Origin of the sequence: Saccharothrix variisporea (assembly GCF_003634995.1) — a bacterium.
Taxonomy (GTDB): Bacteria; Actinomycetota; Actinomycetes; order Mycobacteriales; family Pseudonocardiaceae; genus Actinosynnema; species Actinosynnema variisporeum.
Genome location: NZ_RBXR01000001.1, coordinates 8,557,401 through 8,578,382, shown reverse-complemented (window position 1 = coordinate 8,578,382; position 20,982 = coordinate 8,557,401). Strand labels below are relative to the sequence as shown.

12 protein-coding genes are annotated in these 20,982 nt (G+C 70.8%); 3 read left to right on the top strand and 9 right to left on the bottom strand.

Annotated elements, in window-relative coordinates:
- Positions 1-15: 15 nt before the first annotated feature.
- On the bottom strand, positions 16-1,296 hold the full coding sequence (locus DFJ66_RS38780) for an ABC transporter substrate-binding protein (protein ID WP_121229242.1): 1,281 nt from the start codon (positions 1,294-1,296) through the stop codon (positions 16-18).
- Positions 1,297-1,485: 189 nt separating this feature from the next.
- Between DFJ66_RS38780 and DFJ66_RS38775 the strand changes: the two genes are divergently transcribed.
- Positions 1,486-2,646 (top strand): ROK family transcriptional regulator, encoded by a 1,161-nt coding sequence (locus tag DFJ66_RS38775; protein ID WP_121229240.1) that lies wholly within the window; start codon positions 1,486-1,488, stop codon positions 2,644-2,646.
- 69 nt (positions 2,647-2,715) lie between these two features.
- Here DFJ66_RS38775 and DFJ66_RS38770 read toward each other — a convergent pair whose 3' ends face one another.
- From DFJ66_RS38770 to DFJ66_RS38735, 8 genes are all read right to left on the bottom strand, one after another.
- Entirely contained in the window at positions 2,716-3,315 is a 600-nt protein-coding gene (locus DFJ66_RS38770; RefSeq protein ID WP_147459503.1) for a hypothetical protein, read from the bottom strand.
- Positions 3,312-7,877 (bottom strand): RHS repeat-associated core domain-containing protein, encoded by a 4,566-nt coding sequence (locus DFJ66_RS38765; RefSeq protein WP_170199982.1) that lies wholly within the window; start codon positions 7,875-7,877, stop codon positions 3,312-3,314. The genes DFJ66_RS38770 and DFJ66_RS38765 overlap by 4 nt, the downstream gene beginning before the upstream one ends.
- Complete coding sequence (locus tag DFJ66_RS38760) at positions 7,874-8,179, bottom strand: type VII secretion target (protein ID WP_121229234.1); 306 nt, start codon at positions 8,177-8,179, stop codon at positions 7,874-7,876. The genes DFJ66_RS38765 and DFJ66_RS38760 overlap by 4 nt, the downstream gene beginning before the upstream one ends.
- Before the next feature lie 4 nt (positions 8,180-8,183).
- Positions 8,184-8,627, bottom strand: coding sequence for a YbaB/EbfC family nucleoid-associated protein (locus tag DFJ66_RS38755; protein ID WP_121229231.1), 444 nt, complete (start codon positions 8,625-8,627; stop codon positions 8,184-8,186).
- Between the two features lie 310 nt (positions 8,628-8,937).
- Positions 8,938-9,762, bottom strand: coding sequence for a DUF5995 family protein (locus DFJ66_RS38750; protein WP_121229228.1), 825 nt, complete (start codon positions 9,760-9,762; stop codon positions 8,938-8,940).
- Between the two features lie 162 nt (positions 9,763-9,924).
- Positions 9,925-11,313 (bottom strand): glycoside hydrolase family 10 protein, encoded by a 1,389-nt coding sequence (locus DFJ66_RS38745; protein ID WP_121229225.1) that lies wholly within the window; start codon positions 11,311-11,313, stop codon positions 9,925-9,927.
- 525 nt (positions 11,314-11,838) lie between these two features.
- Entirely contained in the window at positions 11,839-12,153 is a 315-nt protein-coding gene (locus DFJ66_RS38740; protein ID WP_170199980.1) for a putative quinol monooxygenase, read from the bottom strand.
- Between the two features lie 502 nt (positions 12,154-12,655).
- Positions 12,656-13,453 (bottom strand): hypothetical protein, encoded by a 798-nt coding sequence (locus DFJ66_RS38735; RefSeq protein WP_121229219.1) that lies wholly within the window; start codon positions 13,451-13,453, stop codon positions 12,656-12,658.
- A gap of 262 nt (positions 13,454-13,715) precedes the next feature.
- Between DFJ66_RS38735 and DFJ66_RS43200 the strand changes: the two genes are divergently transcribed.
- Entirely contained in the window at positions 13,716-16,925 is a 3,210-nt protein-coding gene (locus DFJ66_RS43200; RefSeq protein ID WP_170199978.1) for a hypothetical protein, read from the top strand.
- A 2-nt stretch (positions 16,926-16,927) separates the two neighbouring features.
- Positions 16,928-20,980 carry a hypothetical protein gene (locus tag DFJ66_RS38730; protein ID WP_121229216.1) on the top strand — a complete coding sequence of 1,351 codons (4,053 nt, stop codon included), beginning with the start codon at positions 16,928-16,930 and terminating at the stop codon, positions 20,978-20,980.
- Positions 20,981-20,982: the final 2 nt, after the last annotated feature.

Sequence of the window (20,982 nt, the reverse complement as noted above, 5' to 3'; positions counted from 1 at the left end):
TTTCGGCCCGGCCGGTCAGGCGGACGGCTTGCCGGCGTCGTAGGCGGCCTTGATCGCCTCCACGACCTGCTGCGGGCTCGCGTCACCGCCGACGAGGTTCGTGGTGTTGGCCAGCAGCACGTCGTTCAGCCCGGCCACCGGCCAGTCGGGGTACCACGCCAGGCCGCCGTTGTCGCCGGACAGCAGCTCGGTGAACCGCTCCCCCACCAGCAGCCCCATCGCCGAACTGGCCGCACCGGGCTCGGCCGCGACCGGCACACCGCCCTTGTCGGCCAGGAAGTTCTGCACCTCGGGCCGCTGGGTGATCTGGATGAAGTCGTAGGCGAGGTCCTTGTTCTCGGCCTTCGCGGGCACGACCCACAGGTTGCCGCCGGAGCCGGGGTGCAGCTTGTTGCCGGGGAACAGGAACTGACCGGTCTTGAACGTGGGCTGCTCGGCGATCTGCCCGCCCCACCAGGTGCCGGAGACGAACATCGGGTACTGGCCCGCGATGAACGCGTTGCCCGCGTCCTGGGCGGGGATGCCGGTGGAGTCGGTGCTGATGTACTTGCGCTCCACCCACTGGCGCATGGTGGTGGCGGCCTTCTCCCACGCCGACCAGTCCACCTCGCCCTCGAACCGCTGGTAGGCGGCCAGGGACTTCTCGTCCATGTGCGCGAGTGCCAGCGAGTACAGCAGGTGCGGGCCGGGGTAGTCCGCCGAGCCGAGCGCCAACGGCGTGACGCCCTTGTCGGCGAAGGTCTTCAGCGCGTTCTCGAACTCGGCCAGGGTGGTCGGCACCGGCACGTTGTGCTGGGTGAACAGGTCCTGGTTGTACCAGACGCCGACGTACTCGCCGTAGTTCGTGACCCCGTACCGCTTGCCCGAGCCCATCAGGCCCTTGTCGTCGTACAGACCGACCTGCTGGGCGGTGTTGTCGACCTTCCAGCCCCGGCTCTTGGCCACCTCGGTCAGGTCGGTGAGCAGGCCCGCCTTGGCCACGACGCCCGCGGTGGCGTTGCCCTTGAGGTACTCCAGCACGTCGGGGGTGTCGTTGGAGTCGAGGATGAGCTGACCGGACTGCTGCATCTGCTCGTAGGTCTTGAGCTCTTGCTTGACCGTGACGCCGGGGTGTTCCTTCTCGAAGATCGAGATCGCGTGCTTCCAGGCGGCCGAGAGCGCGCTGTCGTCGGTCTCCCACCACCACACCTTGAGCGTGTCGGGGTCACCGGAGTCACCTCCGCTCGAACACCCGGTCATCACCAGCGCCAAGGCGGCGGCCACCGCGGTGACCAGCCGTAGGGGGTGCTTGCGCATCTCGATCCTCCAGAGTCGCGACGGCGGCGTCGCCTACCGGGGTTTTCTTTGTCGCAACATTAAGGGCGACGCCACTGTAACCCGTCAACCCGCAGCTAGTCACGTTTTCGTCACGCAGGAGGTCTTGCCAGCTAGTTTCGTCGCGGTACTATTGCGGCCCGGTTCCCCCGCACTCGACGAGGAGCGCACGTGCTCGACGCCGCCTCACCCTGGGCGCCCCTACTGCCCTCCGCCCGCCGCGTGACGCTGGAGGTGCTCCTGCACGGCCCGCTGGCCCGGTCGGAGTTGGCGGACCGGCTGGGCCTGTCGACGGCGAGCCTGACCCGGCTGACCAAGCCGCTGATGGACGCCGGCCTGCTGCGCGAGGTGGACACGCCGAACCTGCGCGGCGGCGGCCGACCGTTGCAGCCGCTGGACGTCGACCCGGACGTGCAGCGCTTCCTCGGCATCAAGCTCGCCGGGTTCCGCGCCTACGGCGTGCTGACCAACCTGCGCGCGGACATCCTCGACCACGCCTCCGTCGAGATCACCGACCACGACGTCGAGTCGGTCGTGGCCCGGATCGCCGACCTGGTCGCGGCGCTGGACGACCCCGCGCGACCGGTCGCCGCCATCGGCATCGGCATCGGCGGCGTGGTCCACGAGTTCGCCCGCGTCCAGCGCGCCGCGTTCCTGCACTGGAAGGACGTCGACCTGAGCGCGGCGGTCTCCCGCGCCACCGGCAGGCCGACCGTGGTGTCCAACGACCTCGACGCCCTGTTGGAGGCCGAGCACTGGTTCGGCGACGGCCGGGACGTGGACAGCTTCGCCGTGCTCACCATCGGCGCGGGCGTCGGCGGCGGCCTGGTCATCCACGACCGCCTGGTGGGCGGCCCCGACTCCGGGCTCGGCCTGCTCGGCCACTTCCCCGTCGACCCCTTCGGACCGATCTGCCCCGAAGGCCACCGCGGCTGTGTGAAAGCGCTGCTCACCACCGACGGCATCCAGTCACAAGCCGCCCTCACCCTGGGCCGGCCCGTCACCTACGACGAGGTGCTCGACCTCGCCGAAGCGGGCAACGCCGTCGCCGACCAGATCGTCGGCCGAGCCGCCCACGCGTTCGGCACGCTGATCGCGGCCGTCGCCAACATCGCCCAGCCCGAACGGATCATCCTCACCGGCGAGGGCATCCGCCTGGCCCAGGTCGCCGAAGCACGGGTGCGGGCGACCATCGCCCAGTCCCGGCACGCCGAGGCGTCACCGATCGACCTGCGGTTCATCAACGACGACCCCACGCTCTGGGCCCGCGGCGCCGCCGCCGTGGCGATCCAGCGCACCGTCCTGGCCGCCCTGCCCCTGCGGGCCGGCTGACCACACCCGACCGCTCCCTCCCACGGCGATCGCGCTCGCCGCCACGTCCTGCCTGCTGTCCACCCAGGATCAGAAGCCCCAGGGGTCCGGGTGGGGCTGACGGAGGGGGTCGTCGGTCCAGATCAGGCGTGCTTCGACGTCGAGGCTGACCAGCGGCATCAACTTGTCGACCATCCAGCCGTTCCAGTGGACGTTGGTGGACTGGGGCACGCGGAACGCCGGGACGTCGTAGGGCACGGCGTCGGCGCGGAACACGGTCTTCCGGATCGTGCCGTCCCATTCCGGTTCCGACGACTTGTCGGTGTCCAGGCAGTCGACGACCGCCTTCACGAGGAAGACGAACCACTCCTCGCTCTCCTCACCGTCGATGAGGAGCGGTTGCAGCTCGCCGGCGGTCTCGAAGTCGGCGCGGAACTCCTCGGCGATGCCGGGGCCGACGATCGGGGCCTCGGTGGTGCCCGGGGAGAACTCCACCGCGCGCCACGACATGTCGCCGACCCACTCGGCTGTGATCCCGGTCGGGTAGTCCTCCGGCGAACCGGACAACATCCAGCGCACGACCCTGGTCAACTCGCTCCCGATGACCAACGCCCGGTACGGATCGCGCTCCTCGCTCATCCCGGTGAGCAGTCGGTACACCGCGCGGTCGCGGGGGCTGTCGGCCATCACGCGGTCCAGTATGCACCGGGGCCGGGAGCGCCACCGGCCAACTCCGCTTCGACCTGCCTGCCGATGCTGCGCAGCCGATCCCTCAACAGCCCACCGATGGCGTTCGTGTCGAGGCCCCTGGCCTGACCACGGGACACGACCTGCTCCAGATCCCGGTACACCTTTTCGTGGAAACCACCGCGGTGCGTGTAGTTGTGCGGAGTCGGGTGCCCCAGCGGAATGCCGTTGGCCGCGTCGTTGATGTCGACGCCGTGCGCGTCCAGCAGGTCCCGGCTCTTCGCGCCGAACGCCCACTGGTTCTGGCTGCCACCGGACGGGACGATGTGCGCGGCGGCCTCCCCCGGCTTGGGCGCGCGGCCCTCGGCGGCCATGTTGTCGCGGAGGATCTTGGCGTTCTGCTTGCACGTCAGCAAGCCGAGGTAGTCCAGCCACGTCATCGGGTTGGGCGCGTACGCACGGGGATTGGCGCCACCGACGAGGCCCAGCGGATCGGCACTCGTGTACTGGCCGTTCGCCGGGTCGTAGTGGCGGAAGTAGTTGTAGTGCAGGCCGGTTTCGGGATCGAAGTACTGGCCGGGGAACCGGAGCGGCGTGTCGGTGACCGTCCGCGCGTCCCGGCTCGTGACGCCCCACAGGGTCCGGCGGGCGTGCCACGCGATGCCGCCGCTCTCGTCGACCAGTTCGGTCGGGGTGCCCAGCAGGTCGGTGACGATGGCGTAGAAGCGCTCGTCCACCACCTGTTGCGCCAGGGTTCGGCGTTCCACCTGGCTCACCGGCCGCACGCCGTCGCGGTCCCAGGTCGTGGTCAGCACGTCCGGGCGCTCCGCGACGACAGAGGACTGCTCGGCCAGGTGCACGCCGTCCCAGGTGAACAGCGTCTCCTCCACGACCTGGTCGCCGTCGAGCCGTTGTTTGGCGATGCGGCGGCCCATCGGGTCGTGCAGGTAGCGCCAGGCGGTGCCGTCCGGGGTGGTCACGCCGATCAGCCGGTCCTCGGCGTCCCAGGTGTACCGCCAGGTCTGCTGCCGGCCGGACAGGGTTCGGCGCGTGCGCGTCACGACCCGGCCCTGGAGGTCGTGCTGGTAGAACACGTTGCCGCTGCGGCGCAGCAGCGCACCGGCGTACTCGCGCGGGCCCTGGTCCTCGGTGTGCCGGTCGGGCCACGTGGCGTCGGTGACGTTGCCGGACTCGTCGTAGGCGTAGCGCTCGGTCCAGCCCTGGCCGCGCACGGCGGTGACCCGGCCGGACCGGTCGAGGTCGAACGCGCGGACCCCGGTCAACTGGTCCCCGACGGCGGTGACGGCGCCGTCCGCGCGGTACCGGTAGGCGCGTTGTTGCTGTGGCCTGGCGAAGGAGTCGGTCAGCCGTTGGCCGATCAGGCGGTGGTTCACGTCCCAGGTCTGGCTCACGGTGGCACCACCGACCTGGCGGCGGACCTCGCGGCCGGCCGGGTCGTAGCCGACCCGGATGCTGCGCCCGCCCACGTGCACGCCCACCGGCCGGCCGTTCGCGTCGTACTCCCAGGCTGTCACCACTCCCGCCGGTGTGGTGCGCAGCGTGCGGTTCCCCAGCAGGTCGTACACCGACTCGATGGCCCGGCCGTTGCAGGTTTCCCGGGTCACCCGGCCGAGCCGGTCGCGCCGGAAGGTCAGCTCCGCGTGCGGCCCAACGGCCCTGACCAGCTGGTCGACCGCGTCGAACTCGTAGGTGGTGACCGCGTCGCCGACGCGTTTCTCGACGACGTTGCCGCGCGTGTCGTAGCGCAACGCCATCACCTCGCCGGCACCGTTGGTGCGCGCGACGAGCCGGCCCGCCGCGTCGTTCTGGTAGGACAGCGTGCGACCGGTGAAGTCGGTCTCCGCGACCAGGTTCCCGGCCGGGTCGTAGACGTAGCGCCACACCATGCCGCGCTGGTTGGTGACCGACACCAGGCGCAGTTCGGTGTCGTAGCCGAACTCCATCCTGCCGCCGTCGACGTCGATGCTCGCGGACGGGAGGTCGAAGCCGGTGTACTCGGTGCGGCTCACCTGGCCCAGTGCGTCGACGTGTGCGATCTCGTTGCCTTCGCCGTCGTAGCGCCAGTGCTCGGTCGTGCCGTCGGGCTGGGTGCAGCGGATGAGCCGGCCTTCCACCGTCCATTGCAGACTCGTGACGCCACCGAGGGGGTCGATGACGGAGCTGACCCGACCGAGGGCGTCACGGGTGTAACGCGTTGTGGCACCGAGGAAGTCGGTGGACGCGACGGGCAGTCCCGCGGCGTTGTTCTCCACTCGCCTGGTGTGGCCGAGTGCGTTGGTGAGTCCGACGACATGGCCGTGGTCGTCGACGTGGTAGCGGGTGACGACGCCGTTCGGGTCGGTGACCGCCACGAGGTTGCCGCGCTCGTCGTACTCGTTGCGCCACACGGAACCGTCGCGCGTGGTCACCACGGTCGGCTGGCGGAGGGCGTCGTACTCGGCGAGCGTGGCGCGGCCGTCCGGGTCGGTCACCGCGATGAGGTCGCCCGCGTCGTCGTAGGTGAAGCGGGTCGTGTGGCCGAGCGGGTTGGTCCGGCTGAGCAGCCGGTCGTAGCGGTCCCACTCGGACACCACCACGGCACCGTTCGGGTCGACCTGCCGGACCACCTGGAACGCGTCGTTGAAGTAGTACTCGCTGCGGTGGCCCAGGGAGTCGGTGTACACGGTGAGGTGGTCGAAGTAGGCGAAGGTGCCGGTGAGGAAACCTCCCGCGCCCTCGTTGACCACGCAGCGGCCCCGCTCGTCGTACCGGTAGCGGTACCACATGCCGTTGCGGTCCTGCCATCGCACGATGCGACCGGCGTCGTCGTAGGTGAACCTCAGCGCCGCGCCGGAGGAGTTCACCACCTCCGTGAGCGTGCCGGCGTCGTAGCCGTACCGCACCAGGGTGATGTCCTCTCGGCCGGTGAGCACGATCGCGGTCACCAGGCCGTCGATCGAGTGCACGGTGAGCCGGTACCCGCCGGAGTGGCGGATCGCGGTCGGCACCCCGGCCGCGTCGTGGTCGATGTCGATGCGGTTGCCGTTGAAGTCGGTGACAGCGGTCAACGGCCGGACCTTGCCCGGTGCCGGCGCGAAGTGCCGGATGCGCTTCGCCGCCGCGTCGGTGACCGCGTACGTCCCGTCCTCGCTCCGGGTCAGGGGCCACCGCGGGCCTTCCACCGGGAACGCCCGGTCGGCGCCGGGATCGGGGTAGAGCAGGACCATGCCGTCCTCGGTGACGAAGCAGACGCCTTCGTCGTCCACTTCCAGCCGCTGGTCCAGCGTCGACGCCCAGGCCGTGCCGAAACGAGCGCCGATGCGGTGCCGGGACAGGTGGGTTCGCTTCACCACCAGCGGAAGCGTGCCGTCGAGGACGACATCGGTCTGGGGCAGGAGCATCTCGCCCGAGACGACGTCCACCGGGTCGCCGCAGGTGGGCCGGTCGGACTCCGGCCGCGCGCTGCTCTTCGGGTTGTCACCGGCCTGCGAGCGCGCGTCCGGTTTGGTGTTCGGTGACGTGGTGCCGCTTGGTTTCGTCGTGTCCGGTGAGCTGCTGGGGGACGTCGTGCTGCTCGGTGCGTCCGGGGACGTCGTGCTGCTCGGGCTGGTGGTGCCGGACGGGCTCGTTGTTCCGGACGGGCTCGTTGTTCCGGACGGGCTCGTTGTTCCGGACGGGCTCGTTGTGCCTGATGGACTGGTGGTGCCGGTCGAGCTCGACGGGCTGGTGGTGCCGTCCGGGCCTTTGACGGTGGGTGCGTCGGGTGCGCCGGGGGTGCTGGAGGGGGTGGTGGTGCCGGGGCTGCTCGGGCCGTCGGCTTTGCGGCCGAGTTTGCCCAGCTTTTCCATGATCTCGCCGAGCTTGTCGAGGACCTTGCGGATGCGCGGGGTGACGTTGCCGATGGTCTTGACCAGTTTGCGGACCAGGTCGGCGATGCGGTTGCAGACCTTGGCGATGGTGGAGGTGGCCTGGGCGACGATGAGCGGGGTGGCCAGGCCGAGGGTGGCGACGGCTTCCAGCGCCCACGTGATCAGCTTGCCCACGACCTCGGCGACCAGGTCGCGGATGATCTCGCGGACCGCCGCGACGACCTCACCCATGACCATCACACCGGTGCCGACCCCGTCTGCCAGCGTGCCCGCGCCGGCGATGGCGTCGGCCGTCTGCGCGGCGTGCCCGCGGTAGGCGTCGGCGGCGGCGCCCTGCCAGCCCGGTGCGTCCTGGCTGCCCAGTTCCTCCGCGATGCGGCCGACCTCTGCGGCGACGTTGGACCAGGTCTCGCTGAACGAACGGATCACGGGTGGGTCACCCGCGAACCAGTCCAGGGCCTCCTTGAGCGGCTGCACGTGCTCGATCAGCCACGACACGCCGTAGGACGCGACCGTGCCGACCGGGTCGAGCACCATCGACAGCACTTCCAGTCCGACACCGACACCGCCCAGACCGGCGGCGACCCAGCTGCCGTCGGAGATGCCCTGCGCCAGGTCGTTGGCCGACTCGGCGATGCCGATGCCGGTGACCGCCGTCGTGTCGCTCTTCGCCGTCGCCACCAAGGGGTTGTTCACGTGTTCATCCCGCCGAAGCGCGCCGCCTCACCGGACTCCTGGGCGTCGTAGGCGCGGGAGGTCTCACGCAGTTTCGCCGCGTTGTCCGACACCGTCTCCGCCGCCTTCGTCAGCGCCTGCACCCCCATGTCCTCGAAGGGCTGCAACAACATCGCGAACGGCTGGCACACCACGCCGTAGGCGGAGTCGTTCATCGCCACCGTCCGCGCCGCATCCGCCGCCGTGCGCAAACGGTCGGCCAGACCCTCCACCCGACCGGCTAACGCACCGATCTCCCCCGTAACGGCCTCGTACCCGGTCATCGCGTCACCTCAGGTAGCTCTCGTCGGTGAAATCGCCGTCATCACCCGAACGACGGCGGGGCGGGGCGGGCGGCGCGTCGGCCTCGGGCTGGGGGAAGTTCCGCTCGGCCACCGCCACGATGTGCTGCCCCGACGGGGTCTCGCCCACCGTCTCCCCCACGATCCGGGCCAGTTCAGCCGGATATCCGGCCTGGGCCTTGCCCATCGCCTCCATCACCGCCGCCGCGATCTGCTCCGGCCGCAACCGCGACACCGCCGCGGTCATGGTCACCGCGCTCGGGATACCGTTCGCGCCCACGGTCACGCTCACCGCACCACCGGCCGCCGACGCGGTGATCGAGATCCGCTCGACCTCCTGCCGCATCGCCTCGTACCGGGCCGCCTTCTCCTCCGCGTTGCGCTCCCAGTCGTCCACCAAGCGCTGCACGTTGGCCAACGGATCGGTCATCGGCTCCCCCTCCGGTGACATGACGATCGAGCCAAGCTACTGCGCGTGGGACGACCTCCCAGGCCGTCCAGTTCCCAAGATGCCCGGTTCAGTTCAACCGGTTGCTCCGGACCGGTGTACCGGCGGTAAGCCGTGTCACGGAGCGCGAGCAGGCGCCGACGTCACCGCGGGCACAGCGCGGCGGCGATCGGTGCTCGGTCCGTGCAGGCCGGTTGACGGCCCCGATCCCCTTGGGTGAGGTGGCGGCTGGGTGCGCGGTCGGTGGACGGGCCTGCCGAGCGGTGTGGGTGCCGACCTCGGCGTGCCGCCGTCACGCGGCCGGGCTCTCCAGGGTGATGCGGCTGTAGTCGTCCTTGCGGATCGCGCGGCCGATCGTGCGGATGGGCAGGCTCCACGCGCTCTGGTCGGCGATCAGCTTGGCCAGCTGGGCGGACTCCCAGTTGAGCTTCTGGTGGACCAGGCCGATCTCTTCCTCGTCCGTGGTGGTCAGGTACGAGACCGCCGACCACCACACGCGTTCCCGGTAGTGCTTGAGGCCGGTGCTGCTGAGCACGATGTCCAAGCCGCGCAGGGTCTTGCGCAGCAGCGTGATACCGCCGCCGTAGTCGCGCGTGAGGGTTTCGGCGATCTGCGGGATCGAGCGGACCAGGATGTTGTTGACCTGGTCGTGGTCGAACTTGCGGCGGGGAAGCAGCAGGTGCCCGGCATCGTCCCCGTGTTGCCTGAGGTTGAGGAACGTGCCGTAGGCGAGGTCGTAGTTGATGTGCGCGTTCAGCCCCAGCAGCAGGTCTTGCAGGACCGTGGAGGACTTGTCCTCCGCCATCCGGTGGGCGACCTTCCAGGCGCGCTCCGACTCCGGTTCCCGGTCGAACGTGGTCAGCGACTGGAAGTACAGCGACGCGAAGTAGCCGGCCTGGGATCTGACCCAGTCGGCGTCGAAGAAGATGGGGTTCGTGTAGTCGCCACGCCGGTGGACGGCCGCGTGCACGTTCAGCGTGATGATGTAGTACGCCCGCAGGAACACGGCCCGGTAGTCGTTGCGCTCGTGGAAGTACCGGAGCGCGACCTGCATGCAGGGGATGGCCTCTTCGATGGTGGCCGGTCGCTGTGCGGCGATGCTGTCGAAGTCGGTCAAGGGAACTCCCGGGGTGGATGCGGCACACGTGTCCCGGCGCTCGCCGGGATCACGTAGAGGACCCGCGCCAGACATCCCCAGATACAAGGTGCCCCCGGTTGGCCGCTCCACCGCGGTCTCGCGGAGCGGTGGTGGCCGCTCCGCGAGACCGCGGTCGAAGGGTCAGGCGGTCGCGCAGGCCACGGTCGGAACCGGGTTGGTGCCGGTCCACGAGCCGAGGAAGCCGAACGAGGTGCTGCCGCCCGCGCCGACGGACCCGTTGTAGCTCTCGTTGCGCACGGAGACGTCCTGGCCGCTGGTGGTGAGCTTGCCGTTCCAGAGGTTGGTCACCTTCTGCCCGGCGCCGAAGGTCCACTTCACCGTCCACCCCGACAGGGCGGTCGAGGAGTTGTTGCGGATGGTCACCTCGCCCTGGAAGCCGCCGTTCCACTGGCTGGTCACCCGGTAGGTCGCGGTGCAGCCGGTGCCGTTGTCACCGGTGGTGGTCGTGGTGGTCGGGGTGCCGCCGAGGGCTTCGTACACGGCCCAGTAGGACGGCTTCTTGGCGAAGTTCTCGTCGTAGATCAGGGCCGCGCCCTCACCGGGGAACACCGAGGGGATCCAGGAGTAGCCGTCGGAGAAGTCCCACACCGTGATGCCGACGCACCGGGTCACGGCCAGGCAGGCGTTGACGACGGTTCGGTAGTCGGCCGCCTGCTGGGCGTCCTTGGCGGCGTCCCGCGGGGTCCGCATCCGGATGTCCAGTTCGGTGAGGGCGACGTCCACGCCGAGGTCGGCGAAGCGCTGGATGTTCTGCTGCACCGTGCTCGGGACCTGACCGAGGATGAGGTGCGCCTGCAAGCCGACGCCGTCGATGGGGATGCCCTGCTGCTTGAACGACTTGACCATGTTGTACACGGCGTCGCTCTTGGCGCCGATGCCCTCGATGTTGTAGTCGTTGTAGTAGAGCTTGGCGCCGGGATCGGCGGCGCGCGCGGCCTTGAACGCCTCGGCGATGTAGCTGTCGCCGATCTTCTGCTGGAACACCGACTGCCGACGGGTGCCGTCCTCCTCGAACGCCTCGTTGACGACGTCCCAGTGCACGACCTGGCCCTTGAAGTGGCCGGCCACGTTGGTGATGTGGTTGCGCATCACGCCGAGCAGCTCACCGGCCGGCACGCCGGCGACCCAGTCGGCCAACTGGTTGTGCCACACGAGCGTGTGGCCGCGCACGACCTGGTTGTGCGCTTGGGCGAACGCGACGATCTGGTCGGCCTGGCGGTAGTCGAACTGCCCGCGGCTGGGCTCGGTGTACTGCCACTTCTGCGTGTTGCCGACGGTGATCTGGTTGAACTCGCTGCCCAGCACGGCCGTGTAGGGGGCGTTGTTCAACGTCGGGTTGTCCGTGGCCGAGCCGAAGTAGCGACCCTTGGCCGCGGCGAGCTGCCCGAGCGTCGGGGCCGCGTCCGTGGTCGCCGGCGCGGCGACCGCCATGCCGACGGCGAGTGTCCCGGTGACGACGACGGCCGTCGCGGCCAGGACGCGGCGCACGCGTTCTGCGGGTGCTGGCATCTGTCTTCTCCTGACATCGGTGTCGGACGGCAGCGCAGCGTTCGAAAGTTTCGATGCAAGGTCCGAATGTTAATCTTTTCGACCGTAAGCGGGGCGAACGGCGACCGTCAAGACGTCTTGCCGCAGTCGAATCCGAAGAACACTCGGCCGAGTCACCCGTGCGGACCCCATGCCGCACCCTGCACGCCGCTCGCCTGCCTGGCGATTCGCTCTACCCACGACTCTTGCCACCCGAACACCCGCTCATGCCACTGACCGACTGAGGTGCAGGCGCGGTGGACCAGTCGCAGGGGCACGGTCGGTCGTCATGGCGTGCGGGTGAGCTCTCCCTGTCGCCCCAAGGGGTCGGTCAAGTAGGCGTGGGAACGTCACGCGGGTGAGGTCGAGGATGCACGCCCGGCCCGGATGTTCGTCGATGGCCGCGTGGACCGCGTCGGCCAGGTCGTCGGCGGTGTCGTGGTCGCCCGCCTCAAGGTCACGCCCGCGGTCACCCAGGAGACCGCCTTACCCGCCCGGCCGTGACCTCTACCCCGCCGGCGGCACGTCCTGCGGTGCGTCGTAGATCCGCACGTCCCGCGCGACGACGAGCGGCATCACCTTGCCGAGGCCGATCTCGCGGAAGTGGTCCGAGGCGCGGTGCGCTGCGAAGGCCGCCTCGTCGGCGTACCGCTCGAGGCTCACGCAGCGCTCGGGCGCGTCCAACGAGCGGAAGACCTCGTAGGACAGGCAGCCGGGCTCGGTGCGGCACGCCCGCGCGAACTCCTGGAGGACCCGACCGAACTCCTCCGCGTCCTCCGGCTTGCAGGAGGTGTCGGCGACCACGAGCACTGAGGAGTCCACCCGCACACCCTAGCCCCCTGGCAAGTAAGGAAAGGGCCGCCCCCGGGGAACCACTGTTCGTCTCGCCAGCTTGGCCGCACCGGTCCACCACGGCAGCCGGGCGACGCAGGGGGCCTGTAGCCACCCCTGCAACGCGGCCTGCCGTGCCATACAGGTCTAGGCGGCCGAGGGAAGCCTCACTGCGATGATCCTGCCTTCCTGTGGCGATGTGGAGGGCGGGGTGTCCTCACGCCGCGTCAGGCGCGCCACCGACTTGCGCCAGGTCCGCGCCGACGACCTCGTCGCCGGGCTGTCGGCACGGGCCTGGTATGCCCACATCTCCCTGTCCATGCTCGCCCACGCCTGGCCGGCGGTCCCGCGATCCCTTGTGGCAAAGGGGAACCGTCGCCGGCCGCACAGGCATGATCGGCTTCACGTTACCCGAGATCCGACAGCGCCCCGACTGCACTGGTAAGTCGTCGCCGCGATCGTGGACCGGTGCGAGGCCGCCAGGGTCGGGGGGTCACTCGGTGAAGTAGATGGTGATGTTCTGGACGGAGTTGACCACGATGTGCGAGATGCCGCCGATGCCCAGCCGGGGGCCGTGGTCGCGGATGAGCCAGGTCGCCGACGCACCGTTCTCGGTGCCCAGCCACGCGTAGAACAGGTCGCGTCGGCTCGCGACCAGGGTCCGGCCGGGGAAGTGCACGGTGACCTTGTCGTCGGAGTCGCCGACCGTCAGGGTGCTGCCCGTCAGCTGGTCCTTGCCGAGCACGCGGATGGTGGCGGCCATCACCACGTTCCCGGTGCCGGAGGCGACGTTGCACCGCTGGAGGGTGCGGAGCGGGGCGATGCGTTCCCCGCACGCCACGCGGTACTGCTGGAACAGGACCTCAGACCCGCTCAGGTGCCAGTCGGGGAGGACCACGGGAACGTTGTCCTTCTTCTTGATCGGTCCGACGTTGTGGTAGGCGCGGATCTCGCCTTTCGCGTGGTCGAGGGCGTTGATGTAGGTGGTTTCCGGGAGCTCGGGGGCCTTGGTCTGGAAGCACGGCGTGGGGCCGTTCTCGTAGCCGTCCGGCGCCGGCGTGGTCTTGTAGTGCCGCTCGTAGTTCTCCTGCCGGCGGCGGAGCTGCTCGTCGGTGAGACCGTACGGCTTGGCGGTCAGCATCTCTTCGTAACGCTTCTTGCCGGTTTGCACGAGCACCTTGAACTCTTCGATCTGTTCCGAGGTCGGGTCGAGGTCCAACACGGGCGCGCCGCCGGGAGGGGGCGGAGCCGAGGACTGCTGCTGGACCGGGGACTTCTTGAAGGGTTCCATGCCCGTTCGTCGTCCGGCGGCGCGCGCAGCGTTTCGCCCGGCTTCGAACAACTACCTGTATGCAGCAACGGCCCGGGGCGGGACGACGAGGACGGCGGACGCCGGCTCGCGCGCCAACTGGACCTGCGCAGGCCGGGTGTTAGTGGACCTGCCGGCGTGGCGGAGCCGACCCGAAGCTTGGTCGACGCGTGCACCGATCCGCTGTGCCGTTCTGTCCGCGGGAGTCGGCCGGACGGCCCGAAGAACCTGGTGAGGACGAGGGATGAGCGAGAACGACCTGCCGCCGCGCGACGACGTGGACAAGACCGTGGACAAGACCGTCAGCCGCCGCCGGTTCCTGTACCTGACGGGAGCGGGCGGCCTGGTGTTGGCGGTCGCGAGGTCAGGGGGGCCGTCACCCGGTGAGGCGGCCGGCGCGGACATCGCGTTGACCGCCACCGCCACCCGGACGCTGCACCTGCGACGCCGGGAGGACGGGCTCAACCTCCGGATCGACCTGTTCAACGCCGACCTCGTGGGCACCTCCACCGGTTCCGAGCTGCGCAAGGTCGGCACGGGCAGCGCGTTCATGGTGGTGCACTTCCCGCCGCAGGCCGTGCTGGAGCAGACGCTGAGCACCGCGTTGGGCACGGGTGACCTGCCGCTGCCCACCCGGGTCGCGGGGCCGAGCCGGCTGGCCTTCGACATCACCGCGGCGCTGCCGGTGGCCGCGACGGTCGACGCGCTGCTGGCGTGGAGCGCGTTCGCCCCTCGTCTGACCGCGACCGCGACCAGCACCCAGACCGCGTCCGCGCTCGTGGCGCCGCTGGACACGGAGACGGCGCTGGAGCTGCCGTGGCGGGTCCTGTTGTCGCCCGACGAGAACGGGGGCTGGAAGCACTCCGCCGCGCCGGTGACGCGCGGCGAGTGGACCGAGCTGTGGCACACCCGGCTGGGCACCCGGAACGGGTCCGCGGTCGAGGACGGCCCGCGGGCCCGCCCGATGCGGGCGATCTGGCTCGCCGACCCGCAGATGGCGTCGTGGGTGCGCAACCCGGCGTCCGTGCCCGACACCGAGGACCTCGCACCCGTGCTGACGCCGAGGCAGCGGTTCTCCATCGTGCGGCTGTCGGCCGACCCGACGCTGCGCACCGGGTTGGACCCGTCGCTGCCCAAGCCCGTCGAGGTGTCCGGGCTGACCCTGAGCGGCCTGGGCGCGAGCTTCGAGGCCGAGGGCACGTGGAACTACCCGTCCCACCCGACCTTGCAGCTCACGGGCTGGCAGCACCGCGCCGCCCTGGGCCGTGACCACGAGGTGCGCACGGAGAACGCGGGTTACCTGTTCCCCTACGGCCACCGCGCCTCGCTGGTCCAGGTCGCCGAACGCCGGATCGCCCGCCGGCCCAACCCCGACGGCACCCCCGGCCCCTGGTACGCCTACCTGCGCCGCACCCAGTACGTCGTGGTGCAGCAGCGCACGGTCACCTACTGGCGTGACGACGCGCTTGCGCGGAAGGGGCGCGAACTCCCCTTCACGGCGATCCGCGTGCTCACCCGCAGGACCCCCGAACTGGCCACCCCGCAGGACTTCGCCAACCCGTCGCGGCCCGCCGGGACGTACGACTCGTTCGTGCCGAAGGCTTCCAGCGCGTCCACCACGCCGTTCACGTTCCGGCTGCGCGGCATCGACCACGAAGGCGGCGAGGTCGACTTCACCGTGCCGGTGGTGTTCGTGCCGGCGAGGACGGCCACGCCCGGCACCCCGCTCGACGACGTCCGCACCAAGTTCAACACCGGCACCACCCCCGACCAGATCGCCGTGCGCACCGTCGACACGGGAGGCCGCAAGATCGCCCTGGCGGACCGCGGCACGCACCCGGAGGGCAGCACCAGCGCCAACGTGGACCGGATCGTCTTCAACGCCGGCACGCTGTCCACGACGGCCGGCCGGGTGCCGTTCCACCCCCGCCTGGAACGGGCCGTGCTGCGGCTGCCCGAGGTCTCCGCGGTGACCGGCGGCACGGTGCCCGCGACGGCCTTCGAGTTCGCCGAGCCGTACCTGAGCGGCGGCATCGGCGGTGAGAACGTCGGCGCGGTCTACCTGGCCCTGCACTCGTCCGCGCCACCGCCGCCGCTCGCGGTGTCGCCGGCCAACACGGGCGGCCTGGCCACACCCGGCGGCGCCATCCAGGCGATCTCCGCGCCGAAGGGACCCGTCACCGTCAGGCCGATCGACGTGGCCCGGAACCTGTACGACCCGGCGCAGATGTTCGGTGACGGCGGCAAGGCCAGGTTCCTCGGCGGTGTCCCGCTCAAGGACCTGCTCGCCGGACCCGAGAACGGGCTGCCCAACCCGGAGGCCGCGCCGAAGATGGGCCACCGCCGCATCCCCGAACTCGGCGTGGACGAGTGGTCGATGTACTGGACGCCCAAGGTGAAAGCGGCGATGGGGTTCGAGCCCGGGACGCCCTATCCGCTCCTGTTGAGCACCGTGTACTCCAGCCCGTACAAGGGCGACGCGGAGGCCGGCTACCGGGTCAACGCCGAGCTGCGCGACTTCACCCTGCACCTCCTCGGCCAAGGCGGGCCGTACCACTGGATCAGCTTGCGGTTCGGCTACCTCCGTTACGCCTCGGCCAGCGGCATGAAGACGAACGTGGACTGCGACCTGCGGGAGGTCGACTTCCAGAAAGCCCTCAAATGGGTGCAGGACATCGCCGAGAAGTTCTCGTTCCTGGGCGGCAAGCTGGAGATCACGGCGAGCACGACGGGCGTCAAGGCCGGATTGCGGTTCCAGCTCCCGGAGATCCCGCTGGGCCCGATGGCGATCAGCGAGGTGGCGCTGCACGCCGGCCTGGAGATCCCGTTCGACGGCAGCCCGGTGCGGCTGAACTTCGCGCTGAACAGCCGTGAACGGCCGTTCCAGTTGCGCATCTTCGGGTTCAGCGGCGGCGGTTACGTGGGCTTGGCGCTGGGCGCGGACGGGATGGAGCGGCTGGAGATCGGCTTCGTCTTCGGCGCGGGGCTCGCGTTGGACGTGGGCATCGCCTCCGGCATCGTCGAGGTCGCCGGCGGCATCTGCTACATGCTGGAGAAGGTCAAGGTCGTCGAGAACGGCACCGAGGTGGTGCGCCAGCAGGTCGGCCTGGTCGCGTTCCTGCGCATCCGCGGCGCCCTGAAGCTCTTCGGGATCTGCACCGTGTCGGTCGAGTTCTACATGGCGTTGACCTACCTGGAGAAGACCGACGGCAGCACGGTGCTGTTCGGCGAGGCGTACGTCACCGTGTCCTTCGAGTGCTTCTTCGTCTCCGAGACGCACACCTTCCGCACCCGGCGCGAGTTCGCCAAGACCCCGCCGCCCTCGGCGAGCCGCTCCGGGGACCGCCTGGCCCTGGCCGCCGCGCCGCCGACGCCCGCCCAGCCCTTCGGCGCAGCCTTCACCCAGCAGGACTGGGCGGGCTACACCGCCGCGTTCGCACCCGTGGGAGCCTGATCATGAGCAGTCAGACCATCACCTGGACCGTGCTGCCCAACGGGGTCACCCCCGGCGTGGACCGGGTCTTCTTCTCCGTGCACGTCGCACCGCGACTGCTGACCGGGCCCAACCCGGCGGGCACGCTGACCGACTTCCCGGACTGGCAGGACTGGCCCGCCAAGGTCTCCGCCGCGACGTTCGGGCTGGAGTTCCCCGGAATCCCCGGCTCGGGGGGCACGCCCCTGCGGGTCACGGCCAGACGCGTGTCCACGCCGGTGACCCGGCACTGGAAGGCGCTGTTCCCCCTGACCTCGCGCGTCGAGGGCCACAAGCTGCCCAAGCTGGTCAACCGACGCCTCCGCTCCTACCCGACCCGTCACGTGCGCGACTTCCTCGACCAGCGCTACGGCCGGTTCGGCGCGCGGTACCCCGAGCAGTTCCCGCCGCTCGCCGACCTGGCCGCGGCCGACGCGTTCGGCCCGGTCGGGTTCGAGTTCGACAGCGACCGGACCGGTCCGGGCCTGGAGCGCAAGCAGCGGCTGCGCGACGCGCTGGAGAAGCTGTTCACCCTCGACCCGCAGGACCCGGCGGGATGGGCGGTGCCGTTCCGGCCGGGCGACGCCTTGACCGCCGACGGCATCGGGATGTCGTTCCTGCAGGCCGAGCGGTTCCACCGCAGGCGGGGGCCACTGGCCGGCGACCCGCCCAGGCTCGAGGTGCCGAAGCTGGACTTCCACCAGGTCGTCTCGCTGACCCGCGAGTACAACCACCTCCAGCGGCTGCTGGGCCTGGTGCTGGACTTCGAGTCGACCGACCCCGCGCTGCTGGCCCTGGCCCGGGGCAACGAGCGGGACACCGACGTGCGCGTGGTCACCGACCTGAAACCGGCGCTGGGCACCGCGTCCGAGGTGCACGTACGGCCCACGATGCGGTGCCGGGTCGGCAAGGGTGCGAGCGGCACGGTGTTCACCGCGATCCCGGACACCGACAGCGACCAGCGCGACCGGATGCTGCGGGTGGGCGACACCGACCGGTTCGCCGTGGTGCAGGTCGACCCGGACAACGCGGCGCTGGCCGTGCGCCAGTTCGCCGACACCGTGACCCGTGCCCGTCAGGAGCAGAACGGGCAGGTGGTCAAGCGCAGCGCGGCCACCCCGGACACCCAGGCCCTGCCGGCGCTGCACACGGCCGGGTTCTCGGTCGGCAGGCTGTCGCGGGCGGCCCGGGTGGCGCGGACAGCCGACCGGAACCAGAAGGTCAACGACGCCGCGTTCTCGTCGACGACCGGCGCGAAGATCACCGACGACATCTCGCTCAACGCCGACGACGTCGTGCGGGGCTACCGGTGGGACGTGCGCGACGAGACCACCGGCAAGTGGTTCTCCCTGATGTGGCGTGATGGCGCTTATGTGTTCGTGCGCACCGCCGGCGAGGAGGTCGCCGTGCTGGAGGAGACGGCGGCGCAGACCGCGCTGACCAGCTCCGGCGCGGAGGGCGACGACGACCTGTACATCCAGGAGTCCCTGGTGCACTGGGCGGGCTGGAGCCTGGCCGTCGGGCGGCCCGGCAAGGGGCTGGCCGGGGACAACGGCCTCGCCGACAACGAAGGCCCCCTCGACGCCGACTTCCCGTTCCGCACCAGGTTCAACGCCCGTGCGCTGCCGCGGCTGCGGTTCGGCCGGCGGTACCGGCTGCGGGCGCGGGTGGTGGACATCGCCGGCAACTCGGTGACCGCCGACCAGGCCGACGCGATGACCGACCCGGCGCTGAGCACCGCCGCGGAGACCTTCCGCCGGTTCGAGCCGGTGCCCGCGCCCGAGGTGCTGTTGCGGTCGGTGCCGGGCGAGGCCGAGTCGCTGGAGGTGATGGCGCTGCGTGGCAACACCGGCGCCGACACCGCCGTGGGTGCCGTCGACCGCCACGTGCTGCCGCCGCGCACCACGGTCGAGGTCGCCGAGCAGCACGGGATGCTCGACCGGGCCGTCGACGGCCGGCCGATGGACGCCGTCGCGTACGCCGACCTGGCCGCCCGCGACGCCGCCGTGCTGGAGCAGCACGCCTCGGCGCGCACCCTGCCCGCACCCGCCGACGAGCACTGGTACTACGACACCGACTCGCTGCCCGTCCCCTACCTGCCGGAACCGCTCGCCCGGCGCGTCCTGGTGCGCGGGCTGCCCGGCGTCACCACGGCCACCACGATCGGCCAGCCCTCCGGGACCACCTGGCCCAACGCCCAGGGTTTCCGCATCCGCCTCCAGCAGGGCACGCCGGGCTGGTCGTGGAACGGGACGAGCCGCGTGCTGACCGTGCGGCTGCAGCCCGGCGACAGCTACCAGCTCCAGCTCTCCGCCCAGTTCGACTCCGGCGACCTGGACCTGATGGCGTTGTGGCCGCTGGTCGAGAAGGGCGCGGCCGACTGGAACGCCGCCCACCCGACGGACCAGGTGAACGTCACCGCGCTGCGGGAGTCGGTCGTCGGCGGCCGGCACTGGATGTTCACGCCCGCCCGGACGCTGACCCTGACTCACGCCGTGCGCACCCCGCTGGCCGTGCCGGACGTCGGCGCGGTCACGGCCAAGCGGCCGACCGAGGGGCAGGTGGGCTCCACCCACGCGGTGCTCGGGCCGTCCGTGAAGGTCAGCCGCAAGAGCACCGGCAGCGTGGAGTTCGCCGGCCGCTGGCGGATGCCGGTGGACGACGGCGTGACCAAGCCCTTCGACGGCGACTTCCGGTCCGCCCCGGTCACGGTGGCGGTGGACCGGGCGCACGGGCCGGCGCCGGACACCGAGACGGTGGAGTTCTCCGCCCGGCACGAGTTCGGCGACACCAAGCACCGCCGGGTGCGGTACGAGGTGCGGGCGGTCACCCGCTTCAGCGAGTTCTTCCGGGAGCGCCGGGAGGTCGCGTTCAGCGGCACGCAGCACACGCTCGGCGTGCCGATCGACCCCGCCCACCTGATCGTGGTGGACAAGCAGACCCAGCAGCAGTACCACCCCGGTCCGCTGGGCGGCACCGCGAGCACGGCGACCGGCGACTACGTGGTCACCGACGCGGCCAACGGCACGTTCGAGCGCACCACCGGCGGCAGGCTCACCTCGCCCCGCACGCTCGAGGTGTCGTTCGTCCGACCGGAGACGCGCAGCGCGCCCGCGGTCATCGAGCGGAACATCCCCAGCTCGGCGCGTCCCGCCGCGCCCGCGATCAACCGGGTCGTGCCGATCTTCCGGTGGGAGAACCCGGCGGCCGGCCGGAGCGTGCGGCGCGGCGGCGGGCTGCGGGTGTACCTGGAGAGGCCGTGGTTCTCCAGCGGTGGCGAGGAGAAGCTCGCGGTCCTGATGTGGCCGGACGTGGTCAACGACCCGCCGGAGCACGTGCGGGGTGTGCTGACCGCGTGGGGCGCGGACGGGGCGATGCACTCGACCGTGCCGCCCGACGACGTGACCCCGAGCTGTTTCCCGCAGGCCGCCGTCTACGGCCTGGGCCCGGCGGTGCCCGAGTTCCCGACCACCGAGTTGAGGTTCGCCGCCTACGACGTGGCCTTCGACGAGGACCGCGGTCTGTGGTTCTGCGACATCCGCGTCACGCAGGCCAACGGCGACCCGTTGCCGGGCTACTTCCCCTTCGTGCGCCTGGCCCTGGCCCGCTACCAGCCCAACTCGGTGCCCGGCTGCCACCTGTCCGCGGTGGCGACCGCGGACTTCACGCAGCTCGCGCCGGACCGGACGGTGGTGGTGACCGGCAGCGGCTCCACCAGGACCGTCCAGGTGAGCGGCTACGGTCCCCTGCTCACCGACTCGGGCCGGTACAACGAGGTCCGGGTGACCGTGGAGCGGCAGCTGGACGGCGTGACCGACCCGGTGCTGCGCTGGCAGCCCGCCGGCGGGGGCTTCGCCACCACGATCACCAACCCCACCAACGACAACGGCGTCCAGACGTGGTCGGGGACGGTGCCGCTGCCCACCGGGGCCGGCGCGCTTCGGCTGGTCGTCGAGGAGTTCGAGGTGCACCGCGACGGCAACGGCGGCACCGCCGCGACCCGCCTGGTCCACACCGACACCGTCCCGCTGGCCTGAGA

Bases quoted from the DNA above. Each gene is read 5' to 3' on its own strand.
- DFJ66_RS38755 (WP_121229231.1), bottom strand. From the start codon at position 8,627: ATGACCGATCCGTTGGCCAACGTGCAGCGCTTGGTGGACGACTGGGAG.
- DFJ66_RS38780 (WP_121229242.1), bottom strand. From the start codon at position 1,296: ATGCGCAAGCACCCCCTACGGCTGGTCACCGCGGTGGCCGCCGCCTTG.
- DFJ66_RS38760 (WP_121229234.1), bottom strand. From the start codon at position 8,179: ATGACCGGGTACGAGGCCGTTACGGGGGAGATCGGTGCGTTAGCCGGT.
- DFJ66_RS38735 (WP_121229219.1), bottom strand. From the start codon at position 13,453: ATGGAACCCTTCAAGAAGTCCCCGGTCCAGCAGCAGTCCTCGGCTCCG.
- DFJ66_RS38730 (WP_121229216.1), top strand. From the start codon at position 16,928: ATGAGCAGTCAGACCATCACCTGGACCGTGCTGCCCAACGGGGTCACC.
- DFJ66_RS38745 (WP_121229225.1), bottom strand. From the start codon at position 11,313: ATGCCAGCACCCGCAGAACGCGTGCGCCGCGTCCTGGCCGCGACGGCC.
- DFJ66_RS43200 (WP_170199978.1), top strand. From the start codon at position 13,716: ATGAGCGAGAACGACCTGCCGCCGCGCGACGACGTGGACAAGACCGTG.